This window comes from Chitinophaga sp. 01L420 (genome assembly GCF_056399985.1).
Genome location: NZ_JBFTSK010000015.1, coordinates 49,005 through 63,571, shown reverse-complemented (window position 1 = coordinate 63,571; position 14,567 = coordinate 49,005). Strand labels below are relative to the sequence as shown.

Below are 14,567 nucleotides of genomic sequence, written 5' to 3'. Positions count from 1 at the left end.
GTACGTATTTCCGACCTTCCCATATGGCGCTGTCGTAATAGTTTTTCCGTCTGCTCATTTTTGTGTCCAATACCATTCAAACTATTACTTAAACCAAAATGACAATGAGCTTATCTACTTTATGCAGGACATTTATCCCGCTATGGCTGTCCCTCATCCTGATCGCAGGCAATGCCATGGCGCAGGAAAGAATAGTAAAAGGGAAAGTATCCGGAGCCGATGGAACAGGTATTCCAGGCGTAAGCATCCGGGAAAAAGGAAAACCAGGGGGTGCCTTCACCAATGATGGCGGCGAGTTTTCCATCAAAACCAGCGGCTCATCTGCCCTCCTTACCTTCTCTTACGTAGGTTATTTATCTCAGGAGATAAATACTGGAAGCGAAACCACTTTTAATATCACATTAAAGGAAGATAACAAACATCTTGATGAGGTAGTAGTCACCGCCATGGGCATCCGGAAAGAAACAAAAAGACTGGGTTACTCCGTACAGGAAGTAAAAGGAGCCGACCTGGTGAAAGCCCGCGACCCTAACCCCATCAACTCACTGGCAGGTAAAGTAGCCGGTCTCACCGTAGGCGCCAATCCCGAAATGTTAGGACGGCCGGAAATGGTACTCCGGGGCAGCAAAGATCTCCTGTTTGTAGTGGATGGCGTACCTATTAACTCCGACACCTGGAATATCAACCCCGATGATGTAGAGTCCTACACCGTACTGAAAGGCGCCAATGCCGCAGCACTGTATGGCTTCAGGGGCATTAACGGTGCCATTGTCATCACCACCAAAAAAGGAACGAAAAACAGCAAAGGATGGCAGGTAGATGTGAACAGCAGCACCATGCGGGAAAAAGGATTTCTCGCCCTCCCAAAAACCCAGACAGAATACGGCCGCGGAACCACTTTTAAATACAGTTACGGTGACCAGCTATATGATAACGGCCAACGCCTGCCGGAATGGGGACCACGCTTCGAAGGCCAGCCGGTAAAACAATACGACAGTCCATACGACCTGTTAACGCATGTGAGAACCGCAACTCCCTGGACGGCTCGTGGGAAAGACAACTTCAACAACTTTATGGAAACAGGACTGGTGAACACCAATAACGTGTCACTCTCCACTACCACCGATCGCTCAGATATCAGGATCTCCCTGTCTAATATGAACCAGAAGGGCATGAACCCCAATACCAAACTGCATACCTACGCACTGGCCATCAATGCAGGATATAAAATTACCGATAAACTGAAAGTTGAAGCCAGCGCCAATATCAACAAACAATCTTCACCTAATATCCCTGACGTAAACTACGGTCCCAATTCCTATATCTATATGTTCCAGGTGTATGGCTCTGCGGATTATGATATTAATGATCTGAAAGATATCTATAAAGGTCCCCAGGGAGTTCCCGACCTGATCCCGTATGCACAGGAATACGGACGGGAAAACAGCGCCTGGTTTATCGCCAAAAAATGGTTACGCTCTCACGATAAAACAGATATCAACGCCTATGCAAAAGCCACGTATCAATTCAGTGATGCACTGAACCTCAGTCTCCGCTCACAGATTACTACCTGGAATCAGTTAAGAACAGAACAGGTACCTGCCGGTACTAACCTCAACACCTACACGCCCTGGTATTACTTCGGATGGTATGGTGACTATCGTGAAGACCGTCGTAACCTGTTCGAAAACAACACCGACCTGCTCCTCAACTATGATAAAAAGGTAGGTAAGTTCAATATCTCCGCACTCGCCGGTACCAGTATGCGTTCCTTCAGCTACAACTCTACCTGGGCTACTACCAAAGCATTGGCAGTGCCTAATATCTATATACTTACAAACTCCAAAGAGCAGTATTCCACCTATTCCTGGAACTCCAAAATGCAGGTATACAGTGGATTTTACTCTTTTGACATTACCTATGGCAACTTTCTGACTTTATCTCATACAGGACGTGTAGATCATGTGTCTACACTGGCTAGTGGTTATAACACGTTTTACTATCCATCCGTTTCCCTGAGTTCTGTGATCAGCGATTATGTAGATCTGCCTAGAGCGATCTCCCTGCTGAAAGTGCGCGCTTCTTATGCAAATGTAAAAGGAGCACTCACCTCTCCCACAGTAGCATCTGCCTTCACACAATCCACCGGAAAAAGTACAAACAGTGGTTTATTGGGATATGGTACCGATCTGTACACATCGTACGATGGCCCAACCTATGCCAACCAGATGACTTATACGCTGGCCAACTATTACAATAACCAGCCTTCAGTTGACTTTTCCAGCACGATCAGCAACCCTACACTGAAACCTTTCAGCGTCACCTCTTATGAAGCTGGTATGGACCTGAGACTACTCAACAACCGCCTGGGTGTTGACTTTACTTATTTTTCCAGCCTGAACGGACCCCAGATCTTTGCGCTGCAGGTAGCGCCCTCCACCAGTTACAGTGCACACAACGTAAATGCTATCACTTCAAAAAAGAATGGTTTTGAAATTGCATTAAACGCCAGCCCTCTGAGAAATCCCAAAGGACTCAACTGGGATCTGTCGCTGAACTATGCTACTTATAAAGAAACGCTCAATAAGATCTACGGCGATGAGAAGACAATCACTTTAAACAACCATAACTACAAAGTAGGAGAACGCCTCGATGCGATTTATGGTCCGGGCTTTGTACGCGACGGAGCCGGCAATGTCGTATACAGCGGTGGGTTACCACTGAGAGCTCCTTCCGATATCAATAACAACGTATTCCTCGGACATGCTAACCCCGATTTCACCTTCGGTTTCAGCAACCGTTTCTCTTACCACAACTTCACTTTCAGCTTCCAGATAGATGGACGCATTGGCGGTAAAATATATGACGAAGTATACAAAGATGGTATGAACGGTGGAACGGCCTGGGAAAGTGCTAACGGAGACTTCGGCGTTGCCCGTTTGGCTGACTGGCAGTCTACCAACAATGGCACTGTTGCTCCCGGCAGACATTATATTGCTCCCGGCGTTAAAATCATTTCCGGCACACCAGCATACGCAGGAGGCCAGATCACAAATCTGAAAGATATCCAATTCGGAAAGAATGACGAAGCTACCACCGTACAAAGCTTCATTTCATCTGGTATCGGTAACGTGAATGAATACTGGATGACCGACCGCTCCTTTGCGAAACTGCGTGAAGTAACTATTGGATATAGTCTCCCTGCAAAATTGCTGGCTAACGGAAAGTTTATCAAAGCAGCTACTTTTTCACTGGTAGGCAGAAATCTGTTGTACTGGGCCAAACGTAAAGACATAGACCTTGACCAGTTTGCCTCCGGCTACAACGATACAGACCGTTCACTGGGCAATGGTGGCATCTTACAAAGTATGACTGCCAGAAGAATGGGCTTCAACATCAATCTTAGTTTCTAATTATTCAAATCATTTGTATGAAGATTTCTTTCCAATACATCATCATCTTACTGGTAACCTTGTCTGTTATCAGTGGTTGCCAGAAAGGCGATCTGTTGTCTAACCCTAATGCAGGGTCAGACAACTCCACCGTACCGGTGTCGTTATTGCTTAATCACCTCACCACCAATCTGATGCGGGAAGAGGAACCCGTGATATCTCCGGTATACCGGTTTAATCAGAATATCGTCTCAAATTATTCTTATTATTTCGGCAGCAACACTTATAACTGGTCCAATACCAATCATACCTACGATATGATTCGCTATTGCAGCAAGATGGAATCACAGGCGATCAAACAATACGGCAATTCTACCAATGTGTACTTTGCCTTGAGCAAATTTTTCAAAGCTTATGCATTCCTCTGGCTTTCGCAACGGGTAGGTGACATTCCCATGTCAGATGCCGGTGATATCAATAAGCTCACACCTGTTTATGACAAGCAGCATGATGTTTATAAAAACAGTCTCCTATTGCTGGATTCCGCCAATACCATGTTTGGCAACCTCACCACTCCATTAAATGCCGGCACCAAAGTAGATGCTACTGGTGATATATTCGGGCTCACATACCTGCAGTGGCGCAAGGTGATCAATACTTACAGACTGCGCATACTGATCAGCATGAGCAAAAGAGCAGATGATAACGCTGACCTGAATATAAAGCAACAGTTTGCGGCCATCATCAATGACCCGGTAAAATATCCGGTGATGACTTCTAAAGATGATAATATGGTATACCGTTATACCGCTATCACACTCTATCCACCTAACCGCTCCGGCAATGCGCCTTACAATAACTGTGAAAATATCAGTCAGACTTTTCTCAATGTAACAGCGGCCTACCAGGATCCCCGCGTATTCGCACTGGCCATTCCGGCACCGGCGCAACTGGCTGCTGGCAAGCAGGTAAGCGATTTCACCGCATACGTTGGAGAAGACAATGGCAGATCGCAAGGACTCATGTCTAACTTCTCCGCCGACGGCAAATACTCCTCTCTTAGCTACAACCGGTACATGTCGTCTTCTTCAGGTGCCAATGCAGAACCTTATATCCTGATCGGCTACACGGAAATGTGTTTCAATATCGCAGAAGCGGCCTTCAGAGGCTGGACTACCGGTGTGAATGCATCCGACTGGTATCTGAAAGGTATTAACGCCTCCATGGACTGGTATGGATTAAAGCAGGGGCAAACTGTTACCATTGGTAACGTAGATGGTTCCAAGCCCAACATCGGCAGCGCTACGATTGATATCAACACCTTCCTCGCCGGCACCAATGTAGCCTATGATCCGGCCAAAGGATTAACCCAGATCCTCACTCAGAAATTTGTGGGATTTTTCATGAACTCCGGATTTGAATCTTACTACAACTGGCGCAGAACAGGTATTCCTACCTTCAGCCAGGGTGGCGTGGGTATTGGCACTGCTAATAACCAGATTCCAGTCCGCTGGGAATATCCACAGGATGAGATGACATATAACAAAGAAAATTACAATTCAGCTATCACCAGCCAGTATGCTGGTATTGATGATGTAAACGGAAAAATGTGGCTGATTAAATAACTTTTAAATTTATGAGAGAAGGCAAACCGGGCGGTTGCCTTCTCTCATAAAATACCCAACATGGAAAAACTTTACCACATCAGCGAAGACCCAAGAATTAAAATATTTGAACCACGCCCCGCCTCCTTCTACCCGAAGCATGTATTACGTCATGCCGTATTCGCCATATCCGGACAGCTACTGCATAACTATCTGCTTCCCAGAGATTGTCCACGGGTTACTTTCTATGCAGGGCCCAACACCACTGAAAAAGATAGAATACGGTTCATGGGCAACAGCACTGCCACCTATGTGGTTGCTGTTGAATCGGCTTGGTTACGGCATATACAACAGGCCATTATCTACTGCTATGAATTTCCTTCCGATACATTTTCCCTGTTCGACCAATGCGCCGGTTACTATGTTTCCCTGGTGCCGGTAACTCCCGTTTCAGTAAGACCGATATATAATGTGATGGCAGAAATGCTGCAACGAAATGTGGAGCTACGGTTCATGCCCTCACTTACAGGACTGGCAGATGCGGTGAAATATTCTACGCTTAATTTTTCACTGATCCGGATGCAGTATGCAAAAACAGGTGGCACATAACAGGAGCAGTAATAACAAAAAAACCGCCTCCCTTTTGAGGAGACGGTCTTTGTATAATCCATCAAAAACAACTACTATTTTTTCTCCGGTAAGGATACAAACCGGATTACATTCTGGCCACTCAGGTAGTTCTTTGAAGCTGCCTTAATGGTAGCTCCATTGATTTGCCCCAGCAACTTCTCCATATCAGGTACTGCTTTCAGCGGTTCCTTACTTTCCAGTTTACTGGTGAGATATTGCAACCAGAATTCATTACTTTTTACCTCCAGTTCAAACTGCTTCATATAGCCGATTTTAAACTTTTGCAGTTCATCCGCCGTAGCACCGGCCTGTTGTAAATTCGCTATATCCTGCTGCACCAGGCCTATCAGGTGCTCCACATGTTCAGGCGCACACCCAAACGATACATTGATGGCAAAACGTTGATCAGGTTCTTTCGCCATGCTGCCCTGTACGGAAGGCGTATATACTTCTCCTGCATTTTCCCGCAGACTGGTCAGCAACCGGTATTGCAGTATCTCTGACAACGCCTGCAGCTGCAGCTTATTCATGGTATTATAAACACATTCTCCATTATACACCAATAATACCGTTGCTTTATCTTCCTTGCCTTTGGCGACTGTTTTAACCAGGTTGCCTTTAGGCATTTGTGCATGCAGCTTAATCCCCTCTTCGTTCCGTTTCAGAGATGGCAGCGCGCCCAGGTACTGTTCGAGCAAAGGTTTTATGCTATCTGTATTAAAGTTACCCACAAATACAAAGTTAGCCTGGGAAGCATCTGCAAACCGGTCCCGGTAAATATCGTAGGCCTTATCCAGACTGATACTATCCAATCTTTCCTGTGTAGCAGGACTGGTACGATAATGATACCCACTCAGTACATTGCTCACGGTGTCTTTAAATACATTTCCCGGATCATCATAACGGTTTTTGATCTGCTCCCTGGAACGCGCTATGGCATTGTCAAACAGCACCGTGTCTTTACGTGGTGCGGTATAACGCAGGTACACCAGTTGCAGCGCTGTTTCCAGATCCTTTACATTACTCCCCCCATTTACGCCTTGCCCGCGTCCACCAATATAAGCACCTACGGACACTGCTTTTCCATTCAACATCTTCGCCAGTTGAACCGGAGAGAAATCTGCCAGACCGGAACCGCCGATGATGCCAACAGCGCTGGATGCACTTGGGAAATCTGCATTGGGATATTTATTGATACCTCCCGGTGCAAAAGAAATAAACTGGATCTGATCATTTTTATAAGTGGTAGGCTTCAGCCACACCTTCACACCATTACTCAGCGTCAGTTGTTCTACGCCCACTTCAGCAATGGTTTTGCGCGCCACTACTTTTCCCGGCGCAGGCATATTTTTTAATAGCATGGCATCTGTAGCAGTTTCCTTATACTGCTCCAGAGACGCACCGGCTACTGCCTTAAACCATCCCAGTACCGTAGCGGAATCAGGAAGACTATTTTTATCTTTTTCGGCAGCCACCAGGAATATGTCCCGGTTATTCTCTTTTAAATATTCGTTGGCCACAGATTTCAGGTCATCCAGACTGATACCTGGCAATACCTTTTTTACAAAGTTATATTCCCAGTCAAATCCCGGCGCAGACGTGCCTTGAAGGAATAATTGCTGGTATTCTGCCACATAACTGCTGGAAGGCGTTTTACTCTTTTCGTGCAAAGCAGCTTCCATACCAGTCAGATAACTCAGCTTAGCCCGGTCCAGTTCAGCTTGTGTAAAGCCGTTACGTTTTACCTGTTCCACTACTGACCAGGTAGCAGTGAAAGCTTCTTTCAGTTTCCCTGGCTTTGCAGAAACGGAGAAGGAAAACTGATCCAGTCCTCCGATTAAATTTCCGATGCCTGCATTCGCGCCCAGGAAGGGAGGATTAGATTGCTGACTTAACTCGTTTATACGGAAAGAGAGCAATTGATTAAACAAGCCCCGCTTCATGGAATTGAGATAGTCTGCAGTGGTAATCAGTTTGGATGCGGTATGCTTGATCAGCAGTTCCAGTTGGGTACCACTTACTTCCGGATCTGTTAATGACAGGAATTGATTTTTTCCGGTCAGTGCAATTTTATAGTCAGGTCTGGGTTTTTCGTTGGGAGGATTTTTCAGGTCTGCAAATTGCTTGCGGATCTGTTGTTCCACCTGGTTTACATCCACATCACCCACCACAATGAGGGCTTGCAGATCAGGACGATACCAGTCGCGGTGAAAACGGCGGATGGCATCAGCAGGGAAATGCGTTAATATGCTATCCGTGCCGATAGGCTGCCGCATAGTATAGCGCGAATAATTCAGAGTCAGCGGAAATGTTTGCTGTTGCAAGCGCTCCCCGACTCCTTTACGCAGTCTTTTTTCTTCCAGTACCACACCTCTTTCCTTATCAATAGCATCTGTTTCCAATAGTGCTTCATGCGCCCAGTCGCGCATAATATCCAGGCCACGACTCACCATGGCAGGATCATCTGTAGGAATCGGCAACTGGTAAACAGTTTCATCAAACGACGTATAGGCGTTGAGGTCAGCCCCAAATCGCACACCTGCTTTCTGCAGATAATTGATCAGCTCATTTTTAGGAAAATGCGTAGTACCATTAAAGTTCATGTGCTCCATGAAATGGGCCAGCCCTTGCTGGTCATCATCTTCCAGAATAGAACCTACTTTATTCACCAGGTAAAATAATGCCCTTTTCGCCGGCTCATTATTTTTGCGGATATAGTAGGTAAATCCATTTGATAGCTGCCCTGTGCGAACAGCCGTATCCAGCGGGATCGATTGACCCGGAGCCTGCGAACTTCCGGCTATAGAAAGGCATAGCAGTCCTGCTGTAGCCAAGTAACGATAGTACATAGTTATTTCTCTTTTGCTATTTTTTTGTTGTAACAAGATCCCACTTTTTTATAGTAGCTACAGCATATCCAGTATGCCTTCATTTTCAATAATGATCATGCCCTGCCGGTCTGCCGTAATACCTTTCTGCAATCGGTATGTATACCTGGGCACCGTTCCTTCCATAATAGTAGGCAGGAATTCAAACTGAATATGATCTCCTTCAGATTTCAACGCATCTCCCACTTCAAAAATATGGGTGGAGATAATAAAGAAGCAATCCGTGAATGCTGTAAATGCTGCTGTTACCGCCAGGGTGGCATCATACGCATCTTTCACATTGGTACCTTTAAACAGTTCATCAAAGATGACAAAAAGATGCTTACCTGCATCTACTTCTTCTGCCACCTTTTTCACCCGGAGTACTTCTGCATAAAAATGACTGTATCCCCTGTTCAGATCATCGGGTACATTCACAGAAGAATAGATACCATCCAGCACAGAGAACTGCAAATCTACCGCCGCCACAGGAAATCCCATATGAGCAAGGTACATCATGATCCCGGCTGATTTCATCAGGGTAGACTTACCGGCCATATTAGCACCAGTCAGGAATAACACATTGCTGTTGCCCCTGAAGGAAAGGGTGTTGGAAACGGCTTTGTCCAAACCAGGATGTCTTACCCCTGTTGCCACCAGCATATTCTTTTCTTTCGGAAAAGCGGTGCCATAGGCAAATCCTTTTTTCTTACCGATGCGGGATACGGTGATAAACACTTCTATCTCATAAGTCAGGTTCAGCAATGTTTTCAACGACTGTTGGAATACATTCGCCACCAGGTAATGTAGCCGCGCGTTTTGCAGCAAAGATCTTTTTGTGGTGGTCAGCTCTCTGAGCCGCTTATCCCGGAGGATATGCCGGGCGGTGGCCACCCATTTTTCCCAGGGCGTATTTTTATCGCGGCCCTCCTTTTCCAGCTGATCCAATAATATCGCAAAGCCCTTCAATAAGGCGATGCAGGTATCAATTCCGGCCAGTTGCAGTTGATAAGTTTCCTCCTTCACCAGCACTGCCATTAATTTTTTCCGGCTCATCTTCCAGATCGCCATGGGCAGATTACCCGCACTTCCTTCGTCCAGGAAGGCTTCCATGCTCCCCAGCAACGCTTCATCAAAAGGGAAAGTAGTAGGATGATCTCCAAAATAACGAAAAGCAGCACTCCTGTTATTGATCTGGTCTGCATCTGTTAGCGGATGCAGGAATAGTTCATTCAGCAGTTTTTCAGCGCCCCTGGTTTTTACCTGGTTGAAAATATGGAAGATGGAATGTGTATGATACTTTCCCAGCAACGATAAATCATCCAGTGTTTGTTTGTCGGCAATAAAGCTCATGTGGTCTTCTTTATTGATTTTTTCCTGGCTAATATATCCAGGATACCTTCATTTTTAATAATCACCATACCATGCCTGTCGGAAGTAACGCCGGATGCCAGTTTATGTGTATAAACAGGCTTATTGCCTTCCATTAACGTTGGCAGATATACGAAATTGATATTGTCACATTTTCCCCTGAGTACTTCACCCGCTTCAATAATATGTGTAGATACTACGAACATACAGTTTTGCCTGCGGGCAATCGCAGCAGTGATAGCAATAGTGGCTTCGTATGCATCTTTAACATTGGTGCCGCGGAACAGTTCATCAAAAATGACGAACAGGTATTTATCCCGGCTTAATTCCCGGGCGATGGTTTTGATACGCAATACTTCTGCATAAAAGTGGCTGGCTCCCTGACTCAGACTGTCCGGCAGGTTGATGGTAGTAAAAATACCATCCCGCACAGAGAACTCCATTTTTGAAGCCGGCACCGGAAATCCCATCTGTGCCAGGAATATCGCAATGCCCAGCGCTTTCATGAAAGTAGATTTCCCCGCCATATTTGCCCCCGTCAGGAAAATGATATTACTCGATGGGGTAATGGTCAAAGAATTGGCTACCGGTTTCGTTAAAGATGGGTGATAAAAATTCTCCAGCACCACCGTTTGTGCCTGTGGAGGCAAGGCTACCGGGAAACAAAACTGATGTTCGTTAGCAGTGCGGGCAACAGAGAGATATACATCAGCGAGATAAATATGCCGTAGTAGTTGCTGGATCTTTTCCCGTTGCCGGAAGCGGAGTACTTTATCGTACTCCGCTACTTTGGCAAAAGGAAATTTATGTTTCGTTTGCTCCTGCATCATCGGCTGCAGCTCTTCCAGGCGCAATAGCTGATCAATGGCCTCCAGTTCCCGGCTATAGGGGATATTGGCTACCTGCTGCCGGATACTGTCTGAAAACAGCCTCGTAGCCTGTAAGATATTGATCAGGCTTAATACACCTTTTTCAATGGCTTTATATTCCGTGTCGGCTGCAATGAACTGGTTGAATTTTCTGCTCAATGTATCTTCCTCTTCATTCAGCCGGCTGCGCTCATCTGTATTTTCCAGGTGCTGTTCCCCCGCATCAAACCATTCACTTTCATAAGGGAAAGGAATCGCCTTTTCAGCGAAGGAGCGGATAGTGGTGCTGCGTGCATTGATCGCCGCTGCTTCAGAAAGCGGCTCGTGGAACATTTCTTCCAGCAACTCAGATCCGCCACGGGTAAAGGTTCGGTTAAATATCGCGTAAATAGAATCCCCTCCTCCTTTCCCGAAAATATTCAGATCATTCAGCGTTTGTTTATCAGTCATTAGGCTCATACCTGCTCTGTTTTACTTTCTTCTTCTCCTGATGAGTAAAATGGTGCTTCCTATTAACAATAATCCTGGGATAACACCCATTAATCCGTATTTCACCACTTTCAGTCTTTCTTTGGTGAGCGTTGTTTCATTGTCGGAACCACGCGGACGGCTTACATCCACAGGTACAGTGCCGTAAGATAACCAGTGGAACATACCAGGGATCATGGAAAAGTTAGCAGCGCCGTAATATCTGATCGGTGGTTTCATTCCGCCGTTGCTGATACAGTCGGCATCTCCTATAATCATGATGCGTTGCTCTTTATTACCTATCTTTCTTGTCAGGGCCATGGCGGTCACAAAGCTGTCCACCTTTTCTCCGGCAGCAATATCTACAGTGGCAGAATCATTCACAAAGTCGATGGTTTGGGTTTCGTTCCAGGTCTTAGCCGTATCGGTTTGTAAAACAGGGGTAGCTTTGAAACCTTTGTTTTCGGCCATCACCAGCCCTGCCGATTTTACCATGCCCACATATTTGTGTTGCTGACTCATCACTTCAAAGATCTCTGCAATCCCTTTAGCTGCCGGTGTAGGCCTGCATATCACTGCGTTGGCGGCTACATCCTGCTTAGGTTGTACCAGCTGACCAGGAACCGTTTTCACACCAAATTGTGCAATAAATGATTCCATTGCTGCTGATCCTGGTTTAAGGGTAACAGCCAGGTTACCACCATTGGCGATGTAGGCATCCAGTTTCTTTTTAGAAACAGTATCCATGGCCTGCTGCATATCGGAAATCACAATGATATCTACTTCTTTCGGAATCTGTTTATCACCGGAAAGATCCAGTGTTTCCACATCACATCCCTGGTTAGTCAGTGCATAGCGGAATGTTTTAACAGAAGAAAACAGGGTATAGTCCTTAATCCTTTCCCCTTCTATTTTCCGCTCTCCCTGTCCCTGCAGAAAAGCAATCCTGGGCAGTTTCATCACCATGCGTTTGAATACGGCAGATACTTCCGCCTCGCTGGGGAACTTCTCCATATCATCATAGATCCTCAGGAATGTCTTCTGTCCGTTTTCCCGCTCTACCAGGCGAACAAAGGTGTTCCCTTCATCGGTGAGATCAATTTTCTTCTTTATTTCTGCTGGTGTCAAAAAGAGGTCAAGGTCCAGTTCTTTGACTTCTGCTTCTTTCTGGGCTTGCTCTGCCAGGTTTTTATTTTTATAAATGATGTCCAGACGAGGATTATTGCTGGGCTTATCGTAATAATAAACGTATTTCATTTTCGTTTCCGGCTTGAAACGGATGAATTGTTTTAGCCGTTGTTTGTCTTCATTCACCATCGAAGGAATACCATTATAATATTCCCTGTCCAACAGGTTAACGTAGGTGGTGATGGTCATGCCACCATCCAGTTTAGCCATGATAGCCTGACTGTTTGGTGTCAGCGTATTGCGTTTTGTTTCAGTGGCGTCATAATAAGCCATGAGCATAGGTCTGGAGGTAGCGTATCCCAGCATCATGGCCGCCACTACTACCAGTACATATTTCCCCCACACCTTAGAGAAGGAAGCATGCGTGCGGTTGGCCTGTAGTTTCTGGATACTCAGGGTCAGGAACAGGCATACCACGATAACAAAGTAGAGTATGTCTTCGGTGCATATCAACCCGCTGATCATTTCATTACAACGTCCGGAGATGGATAACCAGTAAGTGATGTCGCGAACAAAGCCGATATCCTGCCATACTTTATCCATATAACTGAGAGTGGCCAGTAATACGAGCGTACCCAATGCTGCCACTACCTGGTAAGAAGTAAGGCTGGACATAAACAGCCCGATAGCCGAATAGGCACACATCAGCAGGTAGATCGCCAGCAATCCGGATGCAACAGAGGAAAGCTCAAAATGATCTATTGTAAATATCCCGATCACCACATACACCAGTAAAACACCGATGAGCAGGAAGCTGTAAGTCATCATAGCGAGGAACTTACCGCGGATGATCTGGGAAGAAGTTACGGGAGATGAATATAATAATTTGATAGATCCGCTGCTCAGCTCTCTGCTCATCAGCCCCATGGTAAGCAATGGCATATAAAGATACAGGTAGCCCTGTACCGTGGATAACAAACCACGCTGACCRGAAAAGATGTTGGCGGTAATAAATGCATTTCCCCAACCGGTGCGCTGCGCCTGGAGTACTTCGTGAAGATGTTCCACAAAAGCCATCCCTGTCTGAAAGGTAAATACGATTAGGATCATCCAGGCGATCGGCGAATAAAACAAGGTGAATAACTCCGCCTTGGCGATCTTATAAATTCGTCTCATTGAATATTTTTTTATCAGCTTTTTATTTGATGTTTTTTTTCGACAACCGGGCAAATACAGCATCCAGTGAACTCTTTTCAATGATCAGTTCCATCAGTCCCCAACCTTTGGTCACACTGATTTCCGCTATGCGCTGTGCTGTTTTCTTTTCTCCATCATATCCCAGTCTGAAACGGGAAGGCGCCAGCTGCTCAATAGATCTGATGCCTTCCAGCTTCAGCAGCTCATCATGGGCGGGAGGCGTGTCCAGCACAACTACCAGCGTATTAGGTTCAATGTAATTGTCAAACATTTCCAGGGTACCGGAAAACACCATCTGTCCCTCTTCTATCATCTTAATTTCCCGGCAGGTAGCCTGTACTTCGGTGAGGATGTGGGTAGACAACAATACCGAACGGTCCAGTGCAATATATTTGATCAGGTTACGTACTTCCACGATCTGGTTAGGATCCAGTCCGTTGGTGGGTTCATCCAGTACTACAAACTTCGGGTTGTGTACAATGGCCTGAGCAATGCCTACGCGCTGTTGATAACCACCCGACAGGTTACGGAGTAAACGATCCCTGAAATGCGCTACACCACATCTTTCCAGCGCTTCCTGTACCGCTTTTTTCACCTGTTTTTTTTCTACCATCCGCAGGTCAGCGCAATAGGTGAGATATTCTTCCACAGTAAAATCCTGGTACAGCGGCAGTTTCTGCGGCATAAATCCGATGTTGCGCTTGGCCTCTACCGGATTATCTTTCAGGTTAACTCCGTTAATAAATACTTCTCCTTTCGATTGCTTCAGCACCCCACAAATAATATTCATGGTGGTGGATTTACCGGCCCCGTTGGAACCCAGCAGGCCTACAACACCCTGACTATGGATCTCAAGATTTATATCTCTGACCGCCCACTGGGAAGCGTAACGGTGAGACAGATTTTCAACTTTTACGATGGCGTTTTCCATTCATTACGGATTGTTTATTAAATAAAATAGCTGGTGTAAGCTTTTGCTCACACGATGATTGCGTTTGAATACGATTTATGAAGATGGACTACTGAAATTCCTTTCGTCCG

General features: G+C 45.9%; 8 protein-coding genes. 3 read left to right on the top strand and 5 right to left on the bottom strand.

The genetic code is table 11. The features are described from left to right. Positions 1 to 104 precede the first annotated feature (104 nt). Genes AC1DP6_RS16370 through AC1DP6_RS16360 form a run of 3 tightly spaced genes read left to right on the top strand, consistent with a single transcriptional unit; the run spans position 105 to position 5,605 of the window. A complete protein-coding gene (locus tag AC1DP6_RS16370; protein ID WP_477055788.1) occupies positions 105 to 3,413 on the top strand; it encodes a SusC/RagA family TonB-linked outer membrane protein in 3,309 nt (1,102 codons plus the stop codon). A 17-nt stretch (positions 3,414 to 3,430) separates the two neighbouring features. Beyond that, positions 3,431 to 5,017 carry a SusD/RagB family nutrient-binding outer membrane lipoprotein gene (locus tag AC1DP6_RS16365; protein WP_477055787.1) on the top strand — a complete coding sequence of 529 codons (1,587 nt, stop codon included), beginning with the start codon at positions 3,431 to 3,433 and terminating at the stop codon, positions 5,015 to 5,017. Between the two features lie 60 nt (positions 5,018 to 5,077). Then, on the top strand, positions 5,078 to 5,605 hold the full coding sequence (locus AC1DP6_RS16360) for a DUF6886 family protein (RefSeq protein WP_477055786.1): 528 nt from the start codon (positions 5,078 to 5,080) through the stop codon (positions 5,603 to 5,605). A gap of 74 nt (positions 5,606 to 5,679) precedes the next feature. Here AC1DP6_RS16360 and AC1DP6_RS16355 read toward each other — a convergent pair whose 3' ends face one another. The 5 genes from AC1DP6_RS16355 to AC1DP6_RS16335 are packed head-to-tail and all read right to left on the bottom strand — an operon-like array spanning position 5,680 to position 14,457. Continuing rightward, complete coding sequence (locus AC1DP6_RS16355; protein WP_477055785.1) at positions 5,680 to 8,475, bottom strand: M16 family metallopeptidase; 2,796 nt, start codon at positions 8,473 to 8,475, stop codon at positions 5,680 to 5,682. A 57-nt stretch (positions 8,476 to 8,532) separates the two neighbouring features. Beyond that, positions 8,533 to 9,846, bottom strand: a complete 1,314-nt coding sequence (locus tag AC1DP6_RS16350) for a MutS-related protein (protein ID WP_477055784.1) — start codon at positions 9,844 to 9,846, stop codon at positions 8,533 to 8,535. Continuing rightward, positions 9,843 to 11,192: a MutS-related protein gene (locus AC1DP6_RS16345; RefSeq protein ID WP_477055783.1), complete on the bottom strand. Its 1,350-nt coding sequence runs from the start codon at positions 11,190 to 11,192 to the stop codon at positions 9,843 to 9,845. Before AC1DP6_RS16345 ends, AC1DP6_RS16350 begins: the two co-directional genes overlap by 4 nt. A gap of 12 nt (positions 11,193 to 11,204) precedes the next feature. Next, entirely contained in the window at positions 11,205 to 13,505 is a 2,301-nt protein-coding gene (locus AC1DP6_RS16340; protein ID WP_477055782.1) for a Gldg family protein, read from the bottom strand. A gap of 22 nt (positions 13,506 to 13,527) precedes the next feature. Then, positions 13,528 to 14,457 (bottom strand): ABC transporter ATP-binding protein, encoded by a 930-nt coding sequence (locus AC1DP6_RS16335; RefSeq protein WP_477055781.1) that lies wholly within the window; start codon positions 14,455 to 14,457, stop codon positions 13,528 to 13,530. Between the last annotated feature and the right edge of the window lie 110 nt (positions 14,458 to 14,567).